The sequence below is a fragment of the Mesobacillus stamsii genome, assembly GCF_030814065.1.
GTDB classification, from domain to species: domain Bacteria; phylum Bacillota; class Bacilli; order Bacillales; family Cytobacillaceae; genus Mesobacillus; species Mesobacillus stamsii.
In genome coordinates, this window is sequence record NZ_JAUSUN010000011.1 from 42,089 (window position 1) to 63,396 (window position 21,308).

The window sequence follows — 21,308 nt, forward strand, 5'->3', positions numbered from 1 at the left end:
TCCTTTCCAAAAATCTTTTTATCTATAACCCCATATTTTTAGCAATGATGGTTTTCATGATTTCGTTTGTTCCGGCATAGATGCTGGCAACCGGAATATCACGGAATCTTCTCGCAATCTCGTATTCTTCCATATATCCATAACCGCCATGCAGCTGCATGCATTCCGCGGAAATTTTCCTCGCGCTGTCTGTGAGCTTCCATTTTGCCATCGAAACCTTTGTGACAACCTCCTTTCCTTCGATATGCTCGGCAATCAGCTGGTCGAGGAAAGCTCTGCCCATTTCTATTTCTGTCGCCATCTCGACAATCTTGAACTGCGTGTTCTGAAATTTGCTGATCGGTTTGCCAAACGCTTCTCGGCTTTTGACATAATCGATTGTTTGCTTCAGCATGACCTCCGATGTTATCTGGGCAGCAATCGCAACCAAAAGTCGTTCCTGCTGAAGCTTTTCCATTAAATAGACAAAACCTTTTCCTTCTTCCCCCAACAAGTTCTCCTTTGGTACCAAACAATCCTCAAAAATGAGCTCTGCGGTATCCTGGCAGTGCAATCCTACCTTATTCAGTTTTCTTCCTCGTGAAAAGCCTGGTGTGTCCCGCTCAACGACAAGCAAGCTCACTCCTTTATGCTTTGGGTTTGCTTTTGGATCGGTTTTACAGGCTACAACTACCAAATCAGACTGGATTCCGTTGGTGATGAATGTTTTTTGTCCATTTAAAATATAGTGATCACCGTTAAGGACTGCTGTCGTCTGGATATTTGCCAGGTCCGATCCTGCCCCCGGCTCTGTCATCGCAATCGCGGTAATGATTTCACCCGTCGCACATTTCGGCAGCCAGCGTTTTTTCTGCTCTTCTGTCCCGTAAGCCGTGATATAAGGCACTACGATGTCATTATGCAATCCAATGCCAACAAGGCCTGAGCCTACCCGCTCGAGTTCTTCATTAATGATAACTGCAAAGCCCCAGTCTACTTCGCTTCCTCCGTATGCTTCGTCAATATCAGGGCAGAGATAGCCTTGATCACCCATTTTTCTCCAGAAGGAGCGTGGAATCATCCGCTCCTCTTCCCATTGGTCGTAGAAAGGGTATGCCTCTTTCTCTAAAAATTTTCTCAGTGACCTGCGAAAAATTTCATGGTCATCCGTTAAATAAGGGTGTTTCATCCTGCTTCTCCCCTCTCAAACTAGTTTCTGGCGAAGCTGGTATTTTAAAATTTTACCTGAAGCATTTCTAGGCAATGCTTCTTCGATAAATATTTTTCTCGGAATTTTATAGCCTGCAAGTTTTTGGCGGCAAAAACTCTTCAGCTCCTGCTCATCCACCATTGCATCCTTTTTAGGCACAATGACTGCACAGACAGCTTCACCCCATACCTCATCCGGCAGTCCGATTATAGCCGCCTCCAAAACGGCGGGGTGCTCATAGAGGACTTCTTCGACTTCAATCGAATAGACATTTTCGCCACCGGAAATAATCATGTCTTTTTTCCGATCGACTAGCGTAATATATCCATTTTCATCGATCGTTGCCAAGTCACCAGTGTACAGCCAGCCTTCCTTGATTGTTTTCGCCGTTTCCTCCGGCTTCTTATAGTACTCTTTCATAATCGATTCCCCTTTGATGATGAACTCCCCGACTGCACCAGGTATGATGTCTATTCCTTCTCCATCGACAACCCTCGCTTCAGTCAGGAATGCCGCTTTTCCTCCTTTGCCAAGGTGATGTTTATGGCCTTCAGGACCAAGCAGGATACCGCCTGGGCCAGCTTCTGTCAAACCGCAAAGATTGTAAAACTGGTCCGTCCTGAATAGTTCCATACTCTTACGGACGAGCTCCGGCGCCATTGGGGCAGCGCCATAGCCACATCTTTTAATCGACGAAAGATCATAATCTGCTGCATTCGGCACCTGAAGGATAAAGTTATACATGGCAGGGACTCCAAAAAAGTGGGTAATTTTATCTTCTTGAATCGACTGCAGAGTAGTCACCGGGTGGAAATCTCGATGGATGATATGGGTTGCGCCAAGTACGACGCCTGACACCAGGAATAAATTAAGCTGAGCCGAGTGAAACAGCGGGGCGATGTGGAGGATTCGTTCCTCCTGGTTAATGCCCATGGTGATCATCATCGTCAGACCAACATTAAAGACCCGTTTATGGTCAAAAAGGGCACCTTTTGGCCTGCCGGTTGTCCCAGATGTATAGAGGATTTCAAGATCATCGTCTTCGCTGATCTCCATTTGTGGATTGGTGACATCGGTGGAAAGGACACTCGCAAAGGAATGATGTCCAACCGTTTTGGAAGTTCCAGCTGTTATGACATGCGCTACATTTGTTCCTTCACGTGCTGAAGTGATGATTTCCTCATACTCATCATCGCATATAACCAGCACTGTACCGGACTGTTCGAGTATGTAATGAACCTCGGAGGCTGTCAGACGGAAGTTTACCGGTACGATAACCGCTCCAATTTTCGCGCCTGCAAAAAATGCAAACACAAATTGATCGGAGTTTTTCATCATTAACGCAATTTTATCGCCTTTGCTCATTCCCATCCTGAGCAGTCCATGGGCTAGCTTATTTACTTCCTCGTTAAACTGCTTGTAGGTATAGCTCCTTCCCTCACATTCGATCGCAAGCTTCTCCGGTGTTTTCCTAGCATTTTGTGCTAAATAGGATCCGATATCCATACAATATTTCCTCCTTGGTTATTTCTGAAAGCGCATTCATGTTTTTATATGCAATAATTATGCCAATTTTCAAAAAGTGATAAACGCGATGAAACCTGGCAGGAATTGGCGAGAATGTGCTGCATAGTGTCCAGAAATTGGACACTGTGTTTGGACATATAGTGAGAAGGTTCAACTCGACGGAAAATTGCTTATAAAATATTGATTGGTGTTAATTCAGACGTGAAATAAAAGCAATATTGGCGATTTCCCATTTTTATTGGCGATTTTTTCATTTTATTGGCGGAGTTCACAACTTTATTGGCGATTTTTTCATTTTATTGGCGATTTCCAGGATTTATTGGCGAACTGGAAAAAAACACGTGTTTTTCCCAGTTTGGTACAACTCTCAATAATCAAGATGAAAAATCTTTCATAAAGCCCCTTACACGCTCAGCTGGTATTTCTTTATTTTTTCATACAATCCTGAACGGCTGATCCCCAATAGTTTTGCTGCCTTTGCTTTGTTGCCATTTGTCTGGGAGAGTGCCTTTCTGATCGCACCAAGCTCAGCATCTTCTGCAAGGCTGATTTGTTTGATAAGTGGAGAAAGCAAGTAATCCGGCAGGTCCTCTGCCTGTATTTTTCCATGCTCGGCAAAGGTCATGGCGCGTTCTAGGACGTTCCGCAATTCACGCACATTGCCCGGCCACTCGTAGCGAAGGAGTGCAGTTTTTGCCGAAGAAGCAATGCCTGTGATGCTCGTACCAAGCATCGAATTCAACTCCTTCATTAATTCCATAATTAAATATTCAACATCTTGAACACGATCCCTCAGCGGCGGAATATTCAGCGAAATAACATTCAAGCGATAATATAAGTCCTCTCTAAATTTCCCCTGTCTCACCATCTCTTCCAGGTTTCGGTTTGTAGCTGCAATGATACGGACATCGACCTTCACCCGCACGTTTCCACCCACCCTGTAAAATTCCCGTTCCTGCAGAACTCTTAGCAGCTTTGCCTGAAGCGACAGGGACATATCGCCGATTTCATCAAGGAATAGCGTCCCACCATTCGCAAGATCAAACTTGCCGATTTTGCCGCGCAGTTTTGCCCCTGTAAAGGCGCCTTCTTCATAACCGAAAAACTCTGATTCCAACAGATCCTCTGGGATGGCTGCACAATTGACGACAATAAACTTCCTTTCACTGCGGGCACTGCTGTTATGGATGGCATGCGCGAATAATTCCTTTCCTGTACCACTTTCCCCCCTGATTAGTACAGTGGATCTGCCTTTCGCTGCTTTTGCTGCACTTTTCTTTAATTTTTCCATGTAAGGATCCTTGCTGAAAATATGATCCCATGTGAACCTCGCCGATTCTGATTTCTGCAGCTGCTCATGAAAAAAGCTTGCCTTGTTTTCCGCCTTTTGAAGTCGCTTGAACAACTCGCTAACCTCATTCAACTGGCGAAACATCACTTTTCCAATTGCTCCAATCACCTTGCCATCCTTTTTAATAGGAATTCGGTTGACAATATATCGAATTCCGTTCATCTCGTTAAAATCGCTGACTTCCGCCATTTCCGACTGGAACACATTGCCAAGCTTCAGTTGCGGGAGTACTTGCTCGACTGGTTTGTGCAGCACTTCATTTTTTTCCAGGCTGAACAGTTCGAGCATAGGCGGACTGACCATGGTGATTCTATTCTTTTCATCTGTCATCAAGATTCCATCATATGCATACTCCAGTGTCGTTTCGATTGTCAGTTTGAGTTTTTTGACCGTCTCTAGTTCTTCTGCCATCTTTTCAAGTTCGGATATATCCTGGAATAATAGGATTTTCCCTTCTTCATGATTCACTGTTTCATAGGAAGAAACATGGAGAATTGATTTGAATTTTTCATAATGATGAGGCATGTCATCTCCATTCAGCAATCCAGGAAAAATATCGCCGAGCTTCCGGGACATAATGGAAGCAACAGTCCGTCCGCTGATTTTCGCAAACGCTTCATTCGCATAAATCATCTGCTGGCTGCCGTCCGTCATGAGCACACCGATATTGGAGTGTTGAAGGATTGTTTCCAATTGTTCCTTAAGAGTATTCGCAGATTTTAGCAGTGCGAGCACCATTTCGGTCTTCGTTAGCAAACCGATGACCTTATCCTGTTCATCCAGCACTACACCAGTACCTACCAGGCTTGTTTTTACCGCTTGCTCGATCTCATTATAAGGAGTATCGATTCGAATCGATCGCGCTTCCTTCTTTATATATGGTTGGATAGCCGTTTCAAGGGGGTTGCCTTCAAGGATCATTTGATACAAACCGCTGCGAGTAAAAACGCCAAGCAGATTCCTTTCAAGATCCGTAACGGGTAGGAGATTCCATTTCTTTTCCATGAAGATTTCGACCGCTTCTTGCAAAGTGGTTGTCTCTGTCACCAGACAGTCCACAGGGGTCACGATGTCCCTGAATTCCAGCATTCTTTTCCCTCCTCCCGTTAAAAATTTCTGAATATTTTAATTATATTACACTTTGAGAAAAACTTCACTTTTTAATCATGAAAAAACCTGCCCAGGTGAAGAGCAGGTTTTGATATCATGATCATTTCGGCTGCATTCTGATTGCTCCATCCAGACGAATTGTTTCGCCGTTGAGCATCGGATTGACCATAATACTTTCAACGAGCTGAGCAAACTCCTCCGGGTAGCCAAGGCGCTGCGGGAAAGGCACCGTTTTTCCGAGCGCTTCCCTTGCTTCAGCTGGAAGCAAATCGAACATTGGCGTATGGAATAGACCGGGTGCTATCGTCATCACTCTGATGCCGTATCCAGCAAGTTCCCTTGCGATTGGCAGCGTCATGCCTACCACTCCAGCCTTTGAAGCGCTGTATGCGGCTTGCCCGATCTGACCGTCGAACGCGGCAACGGATGCAGTATTGATGATGACTCCTCTCTCGCCAACATCATTTCGGTCATTTTGAGCTATTTGCTCGGACGCAAGCCTGATGACATTGAAGGTTCCAATTAAGTTGATGGAAATGACCTTTGAAAACATCTCCAGGGAGTGAACGCCTTTTCTTGATAGCAGCTTTCCGGCAACGCCGATCCCGGCACAGTTTACAACCGTGTTGATCGAACCGAATGACTCGCTTGCTTTATGAACGGCATTCCTAACTTCTTCCTCACTCGTCACATCCGTTTTGATAAAAAGAACATTCTCTCCCATTTGTTGCACTTGAGCTTCACCGCGTTCAACAGATAAATCCAGAATGGCCGCTTTTCCCCCTTGCTCGACAATCCTTTGCACCGTCGCTTCCCCTAACCCGGATGCGCCTCCAGTCACCATTGCTTTTATCTCGCTCATTTTCATTTTTCCTGACCTCACTTTTATAAAGTTATCTTTTTATAGAAAGCAAGAATCATGCCAAGGATTTTTTCAGGAAAATAAAGCTACTAAGAGGGGGAACTGTCCAAAATCCGGACAGTTTTCATTGGAGAATGGACACATTGCAAAAAGCAGAGCCGAAGCCCTGCCCGTTTCTACTATTAAGCTGCATTTCGTTTCGCTCTGTTTTTTAGCATCAGTTCCTCAAGTGCTCCTGATCCGAAGATGACACCTGCGACGATGAAGATTAGTCCGAGCATATGGGAGGATGTGATCCGCTCGCCAAGGAAGATTCCTGCGAACAGGATGGATAGGAATGTATTCAAGTTCAGAAAGATGGACGCTTCTGCAGGTCCGGTCTGGCCTATCGCATAATTGTAGAGCATGTGCCCAACTGCAGTGGCAAAAATTGCCGACGCGAAAAATATGCTCCACATTCCGACAGAAGCATTTCCTAGGCTCGCCAATCCTTCAGGTTCCTTCCATAATCCGATCAACAACAACAAAATCGAGCCGATGACTAGCATATAGCCAGTCAACAGACGAGGATCTAGTGTTTTCGCTGCTTTAGATATAATAATGAAGCTGATCGCTTGTGAAACAATCGCTAGAAACACATAAAAGTCACCGATTGACATGCCTGACAGGCTGGTATCCCCTGCAAGAACAGTCAGGGAGACCCCGATTCCTCCAAAAATAAATCCCAGAGTCCGGACAAACGTCAGTTTTTTTCCGAGAAATAAAATAGCCATCAATGCGGTTAACAACGGACCTAAACCAAGGATCAAACCACCATTAACTGCCGAGGTAACGTTCAATCCAATTCCCAGGAACAGATGATGGCCGGTTACGTTTAGGATGCTGCCACCGATAATATATTTCCATTCTTTTCTTGATGGCAGGCGAATTTTTTTTAAAAAAAGGAGAATGATAAACACCGAGACTCCGGCCGTGAATACGCGAAGCGCGGTTATCGTAATCGGCGGAAAATTCCCTACTATTACTTTAAGTGCGGACACATTCAATCCCCACAGGAACATGATACCGATCAGAATCAGGTAGATTTTCGAATTTTTCACGATGTTTCCTTCCTTCATTTAAACGATAATTTCCATTCTACTCTTTTTTGAAAAAAGGGCAAGAGCAAAAAACTGTCGCGAAAGAAGGTGCTGGGGAGTTCGATGCTGAGGAAAAAAATGCCGAGGAGCGAGTGCTTGCTACTTTCGCTTCTTCAAAAAGTCTGGCGAACTTTTCTTCCCGAAAGCGATCGTTTACGAATGCGATTCTTCTTAGTTCAGTCTCCATTCTGGCGATATTGACTATGATGATATATTTTATTGGCGATTTTCACAACTTTATTGGCGATACACAATTTTTTCTCTTGCCTCAATCAGGCAGAACAGGATCGTTCCTAAAACTACTCTTCCGGCTAAAATTTGTTATTCTTTGCTGAAGAAGGGTATAAATAGGTAAATCTTGCAATGGAAAGGAGGCTGATTCTGTGTTCATTGTTTATATTAGCATCGCTGTAATCTTGGCAGCTATTGGGTATCTTGGTTATGTAGCTTATAAAACATTTAAAGATGCCAAACCTACGATTGATAGCCTTCAAGAGACAGTTACCCGTGTCCAGAACAAAACGAATGCGATCATAGAAGAGACAGATTCACTTAAGTTTAAACAGCAAAAGCTAATGACTAATTTTGAAAAGAAAAAGAAAGCTGTCAATACGGTTGTCTTTTCCATAAAACAAACACCCGTTGAATTCAAAAATGCATTGGTTGCAAAGCCAGTTGCGGAACTTGAACAAAAAAATAAAGCAAGAAAATGGAAACGTAAGCGGACAATGCAACTACTATAAACAGGGGCTCTGTCCCCTTTTTTTTAATGACTATTTACCTATCTCCTTTTTCAATTTATTACCAACATCTAAATTTTCAAGAATTATAGGATTTATTCCTCAAGCTAATATAGGAATTTTGTATGATTGTAGAAATAATATTTATTTATTATTATGTATAAATATACAAATACTTTTTTGGAGGATAAATCGATGAAGCATAAAAAAATAATCTCTGGAATAGTCGTTGCTAGTTTGCTCGCTGCTTCCCCCTGGACACCGGCACTTGCTGAATCGTTAAAATGGAATTATGTAAATACATACGAAGAGCAGGATGGAAGTCTATTCAACAGTGAAAACTATGATTTTATGAAGTTCTCAGAAATTGGCGTAAAACTTACTGAAATAGAAAAGCAATCCAACAGAGTTAAGGTTGAAGTGAAAGGTCAGTCATCAACAGGACAACCCCTTTATGTCGTGACAATTGCTTCTCCAGATTCCCAGGGCAAGTTCGGTAAAATTCAGGCTTTAAGAAAGCAGATGTTCAACAATCCTGACAAAGCACAGGACTGGATTGCAAACAATCCGGATTTCAAGGTACCTGTCATGATCAATGGCTCGATCCATGGAACTGAGTTTGTTGGCAGTGACGCGATCATTCAGTTGATTGAACGATTTTCATTTGACAATGATGAGACAACGAAAGAAATTCTGGAGAATAATATTCTGATTTTCAATGTCGTTCAGAATCCTGACGGGCGCATCAATGCTACCCGATTCAACGGAGAAGGAATTGATTTAAACCGTGACTTCATCACCCAGTCACAGCCGGAAACACAGGAAACCGTTGCACTGATCAAAGAGTGGAATCCAATGGTCTTCCTTGATACACATGGCTATGTGAAAAATTATGCACCGAACAAGCAGGGGCTAATTGAACCATGTACTGTCCCCCATAATCCAAATTACGAATATGACCTTTATGAAAAGTGGGCAATGGACCAGGCAGAAGCGATGGAAACCGAAATCATGTCCAATAAGGGAAGCTTTACCGGCAGCCTGTATCAGTCAATGGAAGGAACCTACATTCCTCAGCGTGATGACGCGGAGGGCTGGGATGATTACCCGCCAATCTTTACGCCAATGTATGCTATGTACCATGGTGCATATGGTCATACGCTTGAAACACCTACGAATGACATGGACGGGGTTCGCTGGATGTATGACGCCATCATGGGCGCGCTGAAAAATGCGACGGATAACAAGCAGGAAATGATCAAAGACCAAATCGAGATGTTCAGGCGCGGCATCAATTTTGACCACCCATTCCATGATGAAGGATTCTTCCCTTCTGCCTACGTTCTGCCTCTTGATCCTAAAGATCCAACGGTAACTCATAAGGCAGTTAATCATTTGCAGAAAAACGATATTGAAGTTGTCCAGGCTTCAAAGGATTTTACAGCCGGCGGCCAATCTTATCCTAAAGGCACATATATTGTAAAAATGGACCAGGCAAAGGCCGGTCTTGCCAATACGATGCTGTGGGATGGCGAGGACATCACGGAAGAGGTTGATGCGATGTATGATATTTCAGCATGGAGTCTGCCGGAACTTTGGGGCTTCGAGGCGATTGCGGTCCTGAGTGATTTCGAAGTAACAGCGACGAAAGTGAACCAAGTACAGAGCCAGGGCAGCGTCAGCGGCAAAGGGCCATTCCTGATTCCAAACAGTTCCGTGAAAGCTGTCAACCTGGTGAATACACTCCTTCTTCAGGGAGTCAACGTTAAACGTGATAAGAAAGGCAATTTTTATACAGAAGCAGCCGCTAACACAATTTCAGCAACAGTCAAACAATCCGGACTGCACATTGAATCAGCAAAGGTGCCTGCCGAAGCCGTTGAAGTTGCAAGCATGAAGGTTGCGATTTTAAAGGATGGCGGGATGAATAAGGTCCAATCTCACTCGGGTACAAAACTCGCACTCAAACGCCTTGGCTTCGCTGTTACTGAAGTATCTCCTGCAGAAGTTGCAGAACAAGGTCTTTCCAGCTTTGATGTATTTGTTTACAGCGGCACGGAAAGCTTGATTGCCAGGACCCAGTCACGTGCTGGCAATAAAGAATTTGGTTTCCAAAATCCAGCACAGTTTGATGGCTTCAAAGCTAATGTAGACGAGTTCTTAAATAGCGGTGGAAAATATATCGCAGTTGGTGCTGGTGCATCGAATGCGACGAAGACGTTAGGTCTTACAGATAACACTGTTGTTGTCGGAGATTACAACAGCAACGGTATAGCTAAAGTTGATTACCAGGGAGAAGGGGTAACTGCCGGCTACATCTCAGACGATTTTGGCTTCGTCTATCGACCTGTTTGGTATGAAAACACAGGCAACGATGAGGTTTCTGCAACTTTTGACGACAACTCAGACTTCTTTGTTGCCGGACACTGGAAAAACAATATTGCCGCGCAAGGAAAAGCTGTGATTGTAAAAGAACAGGATAAAGATGTGACGTTAATTGGCCTTGAAGCAGGTTTTCGCGATCACACAGACTATCTCTTCCGTCTCCTGTCCAACAGTATTTTCGAAAAATAAATTGGTAGAAGCATCGTGGCCATTGCCCGATGCTTCTAATTTTTTTCAAGAGCAGAAAATGCCTTTTCTTTTGGATCTCGATTTATGAGTCGGGAGCTACTAATGGGCTTTTCGCTGCTCACTATATCCCCCTTTTCAGGTAATCTCCTTCTTTACATATAAAGTCCTGCCAAGAAAATCCCCAGGGCTTCCTCATAGATCTCATCAAATTGAGACAGTGGCAACGGGTTAATGCCGAAACCGAGTTCGACTGTGAAGCCTGGCCGGCGCCAATCTTGGATGAACCAGTCTTTGTATCCAGCATAGCTTTCGATTGATTTTACCGGCTGGTAGCCGCTTACCCTGGCAAATTCTTGAACGATTGCCTCCGATTCAGGCGGCTCAAGGTTTTCAAATCCCCAGTAGATGACTTTTCCCTGAGTATGGAAAGCAAGCACTCTCGAGAAATCGCGCTTGCGTGTCAGTTCTGCCATAGCGATTGCTTCCGGCTCCGATAATGGCTTTTCTCCTACATAATCCCTCGGACCAGGCTCGGTTGGATTTCTTGCTTTTTCCCGTTCCCATTCCGCCGGAAATTGATCATTCAGGTCCACTCCTCTTATGTTCGCCTTCCAGTCACTGAAGTCGATGCTGCCTTTATTCCATTCTACTACCCTTTCATTCCATGGCTCCTCTTCAGGGGGACCATTAAGAACCAAGTCGACTCCATCGGGGTTGACCATCGGGACAATCGACAAAGCCGTCTGGGTGTATAAGTTCAGCATGGACAGCCCTCGTATCGAGGAATGGTTTGTCAGCGCCAGGAGATAATCATTAATGAACGTCATGAGGATGGGAGTAGTGATCCATTCATTCGCATGGAATGCTCCATTATAATGGACCTTTTTATTTCCATTGCCAATTTGGGCTTCAGGAATTCTTTTTCCTAAAACAGAATTGCCGATGGACGGCACTTTCATAAATGGATAGATACTTTCCAAGCGCCTTACATCATTCATGAAAGATCGGGAATCGTAGCTCTTCTTTCCCTGGACAATCCTCCAGGTAATCCTTGTAGGAACTTTGATCATCTGGCCAATGTACAGTTGATTAGGGTTACTATTTCGATTGGCCAACACGAGAGCATCCAAATGGATATTTCTGCTCTGGGCAATCTGCCAGAGCGTATCGCCCGCACGGATTCGGTAATCAACGGCAGCATAACCGGGAATCTTTACAGCCTGGCCCACAGTCAGTGCGTTCGGATCGACATCGCGGTTGGAATCTATGATCAACTGAAGCGGGATATTGAAAAGGTTGCTGAAATACCAAAATGATTCTCCTCTTCTCACATATATATCCATAGCGCGCCTCCTGTTCTTTTAAAAGTAGCATCTATACATATGTATGTGAGTACCCATTGAAACTATTTCAGAAGATGAAAATTAACCTGATTTTTTCATGCCACGGAAAAAGGTCTGTACCGCCAGCCTATAGCTTTCATTAATATCAAAGGGCATTCCAAAGCCACCTTTTTGCTCGAGAGAAGCGAAACCATGCATTAAACTTCTTAATCCTCGCACTGCATGAATCGCTTCCACGTCTGAGAAATGAAAAGGCTTGATTTTGGATAGGACAAGCGTGACAATTTTCTCCCTAGCATGATTGACTTTTTCATCAGAAGGGTCAGGAGCTGACAAAGCAAATTCATAAAGACCAGGATTTTCCCTGGCAAAAGCTAAATAAGCGTCTGTTATCGCCAGAACTGATTCCTCCCCGGGAGACTTTTCCAATGCTTCTGCCTCAAGTTCGTTATACAGTTTTTCAAGTGAAAACAGGGCAAGCTCTCTTTTAAGTCCTGGCAGGCCATTAAAATGGTTATATAACGATGGTGGTTTGATATTAAGCTTCTTTGCCAGCAATGCAAGCGTTACGCGATCACTTCCCTGCTCATTCGCAAGCTGTGCTGCTGCTATTACAATAGTTTGTTTATCGAGGGCAATTTTTGGCCTTGGTGACATTTCCTACGCTCCATTCTTTTGTAAAATTGCATCTGCCTTTCGGATAGCTTTCTCTATGTGAGTGACAGGTTCACGAAGCAATTCCCCATGACCTACAGCCAGAATTGTTGGTTTTATCCCGAGAATTTTTTTTGCGCTTTGCAATGCTAGTTTCCTGTTCCAAGTAGCCATCGCCGGAAAAGGAAACCATGGTACTATCACCCCAGATACAGCTGTTTCCCCTCTAGTTTGGAAGGCGTCACCTGTAATTAGAGAATGGGTTCTTTTGTCCAGAAAAGCCATCGATCCTGGTGTATGTCCTGGTGTTTCAAATGCGACTAACGAGCCGATTTCATCCCCTTCCGTTAGGACCACATCTGGTTTTATTTTGATGTTCTTCGGTACTCCTCCGCGAATCGGAGTCTGAGGTTCAGATGGGTCTAGTGAGGTATCACCGGCAAGAAGGCGTGAATCACGTACAGATAGATAAACCGGGACATCCAGCTTTTTCTTCAATTCCACAAGTGCTCCAATATGGTCGCTGTGAGCATGGGTTAAAACAATTCGATTGATTGGTTTCCCAATTTGTTCTGCTGCATGAATTATTGGTTTGGCACTGTTTGGCAACGCGGCATCAATTAAGGTCAGCCCTTCCTCTTCCTCAATAAAATAACAATTCACTGGAAAAACTCTTGGCATGAATGTTAACTGATACAAAAAGCCTTCTTTTATGATCCTCATTCGGAACCCTCCAATTTAAACTACTATCGTTAGTTTTATTTTAACTAATGATATTAGTTAAATCAATGGTTTTTTATTCCTGCTAAATAATTTTTTTTGTTTAAAAATTTGTAATTATAAAATATAATGTGATCATATCAAAGAAAAGGTGGGGAGAAAGTTGAAAGCAATCAAATCAATCATTATTTGGGGTTTAGTCTCTGCTCTCGGTGCCATCGCTTTTGCCGTTATAGCTTTGAACAGCGGAGAAAGCGTCAACGCCATTTGGCTATTGACTGCAGCAGTCAGTGTTTATGCAATCGCTTACCGTTTTTATAGTCGATTCATGGCAAGGAAGGTATTCGAGCTTGATGACAACAGGAAAACTCCCGCGGAAATCCATAATGATGGAAAAGACTATGTACCAACTAACAAATGGGTTCTCTTTGGGCACCATTTTGCGGCAATTGCTGGGGCAGGTCCGCTTGTAGGGCCAATTCTCGCAGCCCAGATGGGGTATTTGCCAGGAACACTCTGGATTATTGTCGGAGTTGTTTTAGCTGGAGCAGTCCAGGATTTTATCATCCTATTCGGGTCCATGCGCAGGAATGGCAAATCGCTTGGTGAAATGATTAAGGATGAGATAGGAAAAGTAACAGGCTTTATCGCAATGATCGGAATACTAGGAATTATGATTATTTTAATAGCAGTATTAGCATTAGTTGTAGTGAAAGCGCTCACAGGAAGTCCGTGGGGAATGTTCACGATTGCGGCAACCATCCCGATTGCTGTGTTCATGGGCTTCTATATGAGATATATACGTCCGGGCCGTGTTGGGGAAGCATCTGCAATTGGCGTCGTCCTGCTGCTCTTCTCGATTATGTACGGACAAACCGTTGCGGAGACTCCAGCTTTGGCAGCCATGTTCACTTTTGATGGCAAAACGATTGCCATCATGATGATTATCTATGGTTTTGTGGCTTCGGTATTGCCTGTTTGGATGCTGCTTGCTCCTCGTGATTATTTAAGTACATTCCTTAAGGTGGGGACGATCTTAGCGCTTGCAATCGGTATTCTCATTGTGGCACCAGATCTCGCTATGCCACCTGTAACTCAATTTGTCGATGGAACTGGACCGGTATTTTCAGGCAGTATGTTTCCTTTCTTATTTATTACGATTGCCTGCGGTGCTGTATCCGGATTTCATGCCCTAATATCATCGGGCACAACACCTAAAATGATTGAGACAGAGTCACACGCACAGCCGATCGGTTTTGGGGCGATGCTAACGGAATCATTTGTCGCTATTATGGCGATGATTGCTGCTTCTGTTCTTACACCAGGGATTTACTTTGCTATCAACAGTCCCCCTGCAGTGATTGGAACAGATGTCATCCAAGCAGCACAAACTGTTTCCAGCTGGGGTTTTACAATCACACCAGACGATATTTCAAAAATTGCAAATGATGTGGGAGAAGAGAGCATCCTTTCCCGTACTGGCGGAGCGCCAACTCTTGCCATCGGAATGGCGTTTATCTTCTCAAAAATTATTGGTGGTACATCCTTGATGGCTTTCTGGTATCATTTCGCCATCCTTTTTGAAGCATTGTTCATTTTGACGACGGTTGATGCAGGAACCCGTGTTGGCCGTTTTATGATTCAGGATATCATCGGAACTGCTTACAAACCATTTGCCAGAACTGATTCATTAATCCCTAATATCATTGCTACGACTCTTTGTGTAGTAGGCTGGGGCTATTTCCTATACCAGGGTGTCATTGACCCTCTCGGTGGAATCAACACACTCTGGCCGCTATTCGGAATTGCCAATCAGATGCTCGCAGCAATTGCCCTGTTATTAGGAACGACTATTCTGTATAAAATGGGGAAAAAAGCTTATGTGTGGGTTACTCTTATTCCGACTACCTGGATTTTGATCGTGACGATGACAGCTGGCTGGCAAAAGCTGTTCCATGAAAATCCGAAAATCGGATTCCTTGCCCACTCTAAAGTGATTAAAGAGGCACTGGATAGCGGCAAAATTCTCGCACCTGCAGCCTCTATTGGAGAAATGAAGCAAGTAATGCTAAACGATTATATTGATGCTGGTTTAACGGCATTTTTCATGATCGTTGTTATCACAGTATTGATTTCGGCAATTCGGATTTGGATCAAGGTTTTGACAAACCAGAAGTATGAACTCCATGAGGATCCTTATATCCCACGGAATGAAGGAGACCTGAAACATTATGCTTAAAATCGTGAAAAGCATGCTTCGATACAGAAAACAATTTATCAGCCTGCTTGTAGGTATGCCAAGTTACGAAAAATATGTTGATCACATGTCGCACCACCATCCAAATGGACCAGTGAAATCAAGAAAAGAATTCTTCTGTGAAGCACAGGAGTCAAGATACAGCGGCAAAGGCGGTAAAATTTCGCGCTGCTGCTGATAAAGAAAGCTCAGGGCGCCTTGGTCAGCCTCGAACAAGCGATGCCTACCTATAAAAAAAACAAAGCCTGCAGTGTGATAAACGCTGCAGGCTTTGTTCATGATATTGATTATATTATTTTTTTAACCCCCTCGCATTCGCCGTATGATTCCTGTTTCAAGTAAAACCTTCGTTTGCTTATGCTCCGAGAGTTTTTCTGCAGATGTATCGGTTTTCAAGACAGCAAAATTTTGGTATACTATTTAGAAAAGCGAAATATTCGTACTGAGAAAGAAGTGTTGATGTAATGACTCAGCAGCAAATGGCGAAACGAAACTTGATGATCATGTGGTTCGCCAATTTCTTCATCGCAGGCAGTATGACAATGGTAATGCCATTTCTCTCCTTATACATTGAGTCATTTGGAGATTTTTCGGAAAAATATGTTCAGAATTGGTCAGGCCTTACTTTCAGCATCACATTCGTTACCGCGTTTCTCTTCTCTCCTTTCATCGGACGGCTAGGTGACCGTTTCGGCCGCAAGCGCATTCTGATTTTTATGGCCTTTGGAATGGGATTATCTGTCTTCTTGCTCGGTTTTGCCACTTCCGTGTGGCAACTATTTTTGCTCAGAATGTTCATGGGTTTGTTTTCAGGCTTCATTCCGGTATCTCAGGCACTTGTCTCAACCCAGACGCCAAAAGAACACGCTGGTAAAACACTGGGGACTCTGCAAACTGGCTCTATTACTGGATCCTTGCTTGGTCCGATGATTGGCGGTGTCCTCGCCGACTCATCAGGCTATGCCTTTACCTTTCATTCAACTTCCGCCTTTATCATCGTGTCCGGATTGCTTGTATTCCTGGTCATGGAATACCGAATTGATGTAAAGGAAGGCAGCAAAACAAATTACAGCCGGAAAGAAGTGCTTCAACATATCCTCAAAAATCCAATCATGCTTAATGTCCTGCTTATGTCCATGCTCGTACAGATTGCTCATTTCAGCATCCAGCCCATTCTCTCCCTATATGTCGGCGAGCTGCATGGCCATGAAAACCTGGCATTCTTTTCCGGAATCGCTTTTTCGGCAGCGGGACTTGGAAACTTGCTGATGGCCCGGAAATGGGGACAGATTGCAGACAAAATTGGCTATATCAAGATCCTTGTCCTCCTCCTATTCTTATCCGCCATCATTTATTTTCCAGGCGGCTTTGTCACGAATATTTGGCAGTTAGTCCTGATTCGCTTCCTACTTGGTATTACTATTGGAGGTGTCATCCCTGTCAGGATTGCCTATATTAGGCAGGAGGCTCCGGTCGCAATGCAGGGCGAAGTACTTGGCTATAACACCAGTCTTCGTTTCTTCGGAAACATTATCGGACCCGTCCTCGGCGGATTCCTTTCGGGCTACCTCGGCTTCACGTCGGTATTCGTCTTTACGAGCAGCCTTCTGTTAGTAAGCGGGATCGTCCTGTTCGCTTCCATGCAGCGACATCCGCAGTTTGTTAGGGATACTTTGTGAATAATAGTCGAGACTGAATCTTGCAAGCAGATTTAGTCTTTTTTTGCGTTTTTTCCCTTTTCTCTTAGGGAAGTTTACATAGGAGAGAAAGTTTAAGGCAAAATACTTTTATTACAAATTGACGACGGGTGGTTTTAATTTGGAAGTACAAGCGCTTCAAGAGGTTGAAAAGCTAGCCCTGAAGAAGGTTGCAATTTTCAGGCAAAGCAAAAGTCGTTATCTTGCACGGGCCGCTTTAGCGTCGATGTTTATTGGATTTGGGGTAATTGTTGCATTCAAGACAGGGAATCCATTCTACATGGAACATTCACCGTTTGCTTACCCTATTGCGGCCATTACCTTCGGAGCTGCGATCATCCTGATTGCCTACGGTGGTGGAGACTTATTCACAGGGAATACCTTTTATTATACCTTTGCGGCACTGAGGAAAAAGATGTCCTGGGCCCAAGTAATTAGAATGTGGATTTTCAGCTATATCGGCAATATCATCGGTGCAGCGGCGTTTGCTTTATTAATTTATACAACGGGTTTGTTTAATGATCATTCTGTAAATGGATTCTTGTTAAGCGTCGCTGAAAAAAAGACCCTCGCATCAACTTCAGAACTATTTTTCAGGGGAATTCTTTGTAACTGGCTCGTCTGCTTAGCGTTCTTCCTGCCGATGTCGATGAAGGGTGACGGAGCAAAAATGTTCGCAATGGTGTTTTTTGTGTACTGCTTCTTCATTTCCGGCTATGAACACAGCATCGCCAATATGTGTACTTTTGCGATCAGCATGGTTCTTGACGATCCACAGTCAGTTACATTTGCAGGTGTAATCCACAATTTAATCCCAGTGACGCTCGGGAACCTGATTGGCGGCGGAATCATGATGGGCTGGATGTATTACTATGCCAATCGTCCGTTTTTTGAAAAGCCGCTATAAAACCGAAAAAGCGCTATGTAATAGCCCTCTTTTAGCCTATTCGAAAAAATTAACGGTATCTTTCGACCCGAATGGTACCCTTATGGGGATGGGTTCACCTGCATAAGGGTATCTTTCACCTCGAATGGTGCCCTTATGGGAACAGGTTCGCTTGCATAAGGGTATCTTTCATCCAGAATGGTACCCTTATGGGGACAGGTTCGCTTGCATAAGGGTATCTTTCACCTGCAAAGTTGATTAATCAACCTTCTTCGACAAGAAGAGGGAATCTATTTGAAAAATAATTTCCGTATTCCAGAAGCAAATATAAAAGAAGACCCCAAAAAATCTAAAGGGAGTCTTCCTTTCACTAACCATCAACCCCTGCCGGCTGCGGTCATCCATTCGTACTGGCGAAGTTTTACTTCAAACAGTGTTAATGGATCACGGTACCATTCAGGGTTAACTCTTAATTTTTCCATTTCGTTCTTTCCGTGCTCGATTTCGCTTTGCGCTTCTTCTGCAGATTCTTCAAGCACGCGGAATGGCTGTTTATAGAATAGATTTACATCGCGTTCCATTGACTTTTCGAAGAATTCGAATTGCTGCAGGAAGCTTTTAGCAATTGTTACGGCAACTTGATAATAATCCCCTGTCTCTACGTAGGATCTATATCTAGTATGAAGCATTGGATTGTTTTGCGGCAACGCGCCAAATAGCTTACCGGCACTTTTCAGAAAAAACGCTTGCGGCGTCGAACGGTTCATGATGTTGACCTTCTCAAAATGAACCCCATTCGACATCCTGTCTGCGTCGCGGCGCCAGTCATCGAGTACCTTGAAATCGCAGGCAAGATTGATCCTATCTTCCCCGTATAACGAGTTGAACCCCTCTGCCATTTCATCCAAATAATTTTGGCTTTGGTCAAATTCCTCTTTTGAAAATTGGATCCAGTCATTCAAATTGGCATGGAATTTTGGCAAAACGTTTTTTTTCAGATATTCCTCGATTCGCTTGTTCATTTCCTCGTCTATTTTTAAATGAATTTTCCCAAAATCGCTGTCCTCCGTCACCATGTCAGAGCAGCTGCGCAGTAATTCTGGAACCTTTTCGATGATTTCCGCACGCGTTTCATCCTTGATTTTCCGAAATGCCTTTTGAATAGAGCGAGCCTTCTCCTCTTCTATATCAGCTAACTGATGGAGTGCGCCATTCAGCTTGCTCACCATTTCCTCATTCCAACTGATCGACTCCAGATGATTTTTCTCCATTTCAACTCGTTTATCAAGCAAATAGGTAATGGCACGTCTGACGAAGAACTGCAGTTTCGCGGTCCGTTCCTGGTCAAGATCGACTGTACTTCTAGTTGCTTTGATGAAATGAGAAAAATCGTTCAACACCTGAGCATTGTCATAATTGGATGAGAAAGCAAACATTTTTGCATCCGGATAGTATTGGCTGACTTCTGCCAATGTCTGGTCAAAAACTTCCGCCGCCTCCTGCTGGCCGTATATTACATCCATTTTATTCAGCAGGAAGTGAATCGGCAGATCCGGGAAATACTCTGCTATTTTCTCAAGGATTTCCTTGTCTTTCTCCGTAAAAGGCTCGGCGGCATTTAGGACGTATAGCAAACTATCGGCAAACCGTAAGTACTGATAGAGCGGGTGCTTATCGTAATTATTGCGGTTGACCCCTGGAGTATCCATTAATGCCAGGTTATGTTCTCGCAGGAATGGGAAGTCAGCTTTGAAATCAATAATGGTTTCATTTTGATGATTCTTGCGGCTGACACCTGCAGCCTCCTTGAAATCTTCCACATCTGTGATCTGCCGTATTTCCGTATCGGTAATTTCATAGGCAACCGGATTTCCCTGATCCATGAAACGAATGACAGCTGCAGTCGGGGCTGTAAGCAAGTCTTCCCCCAAGATCGTATGGATGAAGGAAGACTTTCCATTGCCTGACAAACCGGCGACCAGCATATTATGAACATTTGTCTCATGTAGCTCCTGAACCATCCACTTAATCTTGTTGCCAACCTCAATGTCATGTTCTTCGGCCCACTTCATGATCGAGTCAAACAACATCAGGCTATCCTGATAACCATCATGGTACTCATTGGAATGCAGAACTAATGTCTCCGCGTCGTGGATTGCCGAATCGGTAATGGTTCCAGGGAACACCTCATTCCAGGCAATGATCGATGATGCTGCTACAAGGCTGTTCACTGGGCTAGTTATTTTCAGCCAATTAGTCAATAATTCCGGAATCAGCGGCGAAATTTCCTTGATCAGCCTGTCTCCATTAATCAACTCGAAATAGCTTTCCTGATAGATTGCTGAAAGCTGAATCCAGCCATCTCTCCTGTTTCCGTCCATCCCGCTGAATAATTGATTGAATTCCCTTATCCATGCCATGTAGGTGTTCTCGTTTCGGTAGCTTTGCCATAGGGATACAGCGAGCTGCTCAAATCGCCCTCTGTCGACTTGGAATAAGACAGATAATGCCTCGCTAAAATAGTCAGGCGCGAACTGGACGGTGTAGCCCTGTTCAACATAATGGTTCAAGACATCAAACCATTTTGGCGACCCCGTCCGGATTCCCTCATTGACGGCAAGCTCCACCCCATTTTCCCAATCGTTTTGCTCCTCGAAAAAGGTACGGGCAATTTCAGTCACCCCCGGATAATCCGGATTTAGCGCGACAGCCTGTTTGATGACAGCAACTGCTTTTTCGAGTTTTCCCTGCTGTATGTAAACGGATAACAGCTGCAGCCCGCTTTCCATTTTCAAGACATCGCTGTCTGTCTCAATCGAAAGGTATAGCTCTTCCGCCGATGTCAGCAAACCAAGCTCCAGGAAAGCATCCCCCATGTTCTTTTTTGCCCATGGCTCCAACTCATTCGTGATATTTTCCCATTTAAAAATTGCCGCTTCATAATCTTTATGATGAAAATAAACCTCTCCCTGCGCATAACGAATCTTTGCTAAATCCGGCATATCCTTCTTTTGCTCAGCAAGGTAAAGCTCTCCAAGTACCTGGACTGGATGTGTCCGGTTTCCTGATTCCATATAGATTTCAAAATAAGATTTTTTGATTAATTGCTCTTCAACTGTCATGGCTTTCCTCCGACCTCTTGATACGATCTATTCGTTAAAAAAATTTGAAAATTGTTCAGATACCATTCTTGTTCCCTTTTGCGGGAGGCACTCAAACCTTATCATTGTATTCTATCAAACTATATTTCATTCAAGAT

The 21,308-nt window shown here is 43.9% G+C and carries 15 protein-coding genes; 6 read left to right on the plus strand and 9 right to left on the minus strand.

From position 1 onward, the window contains the following. Nucleotides 1-22: 22 nt before the first annotated feature. From J2S25_RS10655 to J2S25_RS10675, 5 genes are all read right to left on the minus strand, one after another. Entirely contained in the window at nucleotides 23-1,168 is a 1,146-nt protein-coding gene (locus tag J2S25_RS10655) for an acyl-CoA dehydrogenase family protein (protein WP_307191846.1), read from the minus strand. A gap of 15 nt (nucleotides 1,169-1,183) precedes the next feature. Next, entirely contained in the window at nucleotides 1,184-2,695 is a 1,512-nt protein-coding gene (locus J2S25_RS10660; RefSeq protein WP_307191847.1) for a class I adenylate-forming enzyme family protein, read from the minus strand. A gap of 424 nt (nucleotides 2,696-3,119) precedes the next feature. Then, a complete protein-coding gene (locus J2S25_RS10665) occupies nucleotides 3,120-5,156 on the minus strand; it encodes a sigma-54-dependent Fis family transcriptional regulator (RefSeq protein WP_307191848.1) in 2,037 nt (678 codons plus the stop codon). Between the two features lie 121 nt (nucleotides 5,157-5,277). Then, nucleotides 5,278-6,045 carry a 3-hydroxyacyl-CoA dehydrogenase gene (locus tag J2S25_RS10670; RefSeq protein WP_307191849.1) on the minus strand — a complete coding sequence of 256 codons (768 nt, stop codon included), beginning with the start codon at nucleotides 6,043-6,045 and terminating at the stop codon, nucleotides 5,278-5,280. Between the two features lie 176 nt (nucleotides 6,046-6,221). Continuing rightward, nucleotides 6,222-7,139, minus strand: a complete 918-nt coding sequence (locus J2S25_RS10675) for a DMT family transporter (protein WP_128721476.1) — start codon at nucleotides 7,137-7,139, stop codon at nucleotides 6,222-6,224. 422 nt (nucleotides 7,140-7,561) lie between these two features. Here J2S25_RS10675 and J2S25_RS10680 point away from each other — a divergent pair, with 422 nt between their 5' ends. After that, nucleotides 7,562-7,921 carry a DUF948 domain-containing protein gene (locus J2S25_RS10680; RefSeq protein WP_307191850.1) on the plus strand — a complete coding sequence of 120 codons (360 nt, stop codon included), beginning with the start codon at nucleotides 7,562-7,564 and terminating at the stop codon, nucleotides 7,919-7,921. 192 nt (nucleotides 7,922-8,113) lie between these two features. Beyond that, nucleotides 8,114-10,492 carry a M14 family zinc carboxypeptidase gene (locus J2S25_RS10685; RefSeq protein WP_307191851.1) on the plus strand — a complete coding sequence of 793 codons (2,379 nt, stop codon included), beginning with the start codon at nucleotides 8,114-8,116 and terminating at the stop codon, nucleotides 10,490-10,492. 152 nt (nucleotides 10,493-10,644) lie between these two features. Here the strand turns inward: J2S25_RS10685 and J2S25_RS10690 are convergent, their stop codons facing one another. The 3 genes from J2S25_RS10690 to J2S25_RS10700 form a co-directional block, all read right to left on the minus strand. Then, the gene (locus J2S25_RS10690) at nucleotides 10,645-11,835 is read right to left on the minus strand and encodes a M14 family metallopeptidase (RefSeq protein WP_307191852.1); all 1,191 of its coding nucleotides are present in this window, start codon (nucleotides 11,833-11,835) and stop codon (nucleotides 10,645-10,647) included. Nucleotides 11,836-11,916: 81 nt separating this feature from the next. Further along, nucleotides 11,917-12,492, minus strand: a complete 576-nt coding sequence (locus J2S25_RS10695; RefSeq protein WP_307191853.1) for a TetR/AcrR family transcriptional regulator — start codon at nucleotides 12,490-12,492, stop codon at nucleotides 11,917-11,919. A gap of 3 nt (nucleotides 12,493-12,495) precedes the next feature. Continuing rightward, a complete protein-coding gene (locus J2S25_RS10700) occupies nucleotides 12,496-13,212 on the minus strand; it encodes an MBL fold metallo-hydrolase (RefSeq protein ID WP_307191854.1) in 717 nt (238 codons plus the stop codon). Nucleotides 13,213-13,372: 160 nt separating this feature from the next. Here J2S25_RS10700 and J2S25_RS10705 point away from each other — a divergent pair, with 160 nt between their 5' ends. The 4 genes from J2S25_RS10705 to J2S25_RS10720 all read left to right on the plus strand — a co-directional run bounded on the left by J2S25_RS10705 (nucleotide 13,373) and on the right by J2S25_RS10720 (nucleotide 18,070). Then, nucleotides 13,373-15,448, plus strand: coding sequence for a carbon starvation CstA family protein (locus tag J2S25_RS10705; RefSeq protein ID WP_044390940.1), 2,076 nt, complete (start codon nucleotides 13,373-13,375; stop codon nucleotides 15,446-15,448). Continuing rightward, the gene (locus J2S25_RS10710) at nucleotides 15,441-15,644 is read left to right on the plus strand and encodes a YbdD/YjiX family protein (protein ID WP_044390938.1); all 204 of its coding nucleotides are present in this window, start codon (nucleotides 15,441-15,443) and stop codon (nucleotides 15,642-15,644) included. Before J2S25_RS10705 ends, J2S25_RS10710 begins: the two co-directional genes overlap by 8 nt. Before the next feature lie 286 nt (nucleotides 15,645-15,930). Beyond that, nucleotides 15,931-17,145 carry an MFS transporter gene (locus J2S25_RS10715; protein ID WP_307191855.1) on the plus strand — a complete coding sequence of 405 codons (1,215 nt, stop codon included), beginning with the start codon at nucleotides 15,931-15,933 and terminating at the stop codon, nucleotides 17,143-17,145. A 139-nt stretch (nucleotides 17,146-17,284) separates the two neighbouring features. Beyond that, entirely contained in the window at nucleotides 17,285-18,070 is a 786-nt protein-coding gene (locus J2S25_RS10720; RefSeq protein WP_307191856.1) for a formate/nitrite transporter family protein, read from the plus strand. A 356-nt stretch (nucleotides 18,071-18,426) separates the two neighbouring features. Here J2S25_RS10720 and J2S25_RS10725 read toward each other — a convergent pair whose 3' ends face one another. Beyond that, complete coding sequence (locus J2S25_RS10725; RefSeq protein ID WP_307191857.1) at nucleotides 18,427-21,171, minus strand: dynamin family protein; 2,745 nt, start codon at nucleotides 21,169-21,171, stop codon at nucleotides 18,427-18,429. Nucleotides 21,172-21,308: the final 137 nt, after the last annotated feature.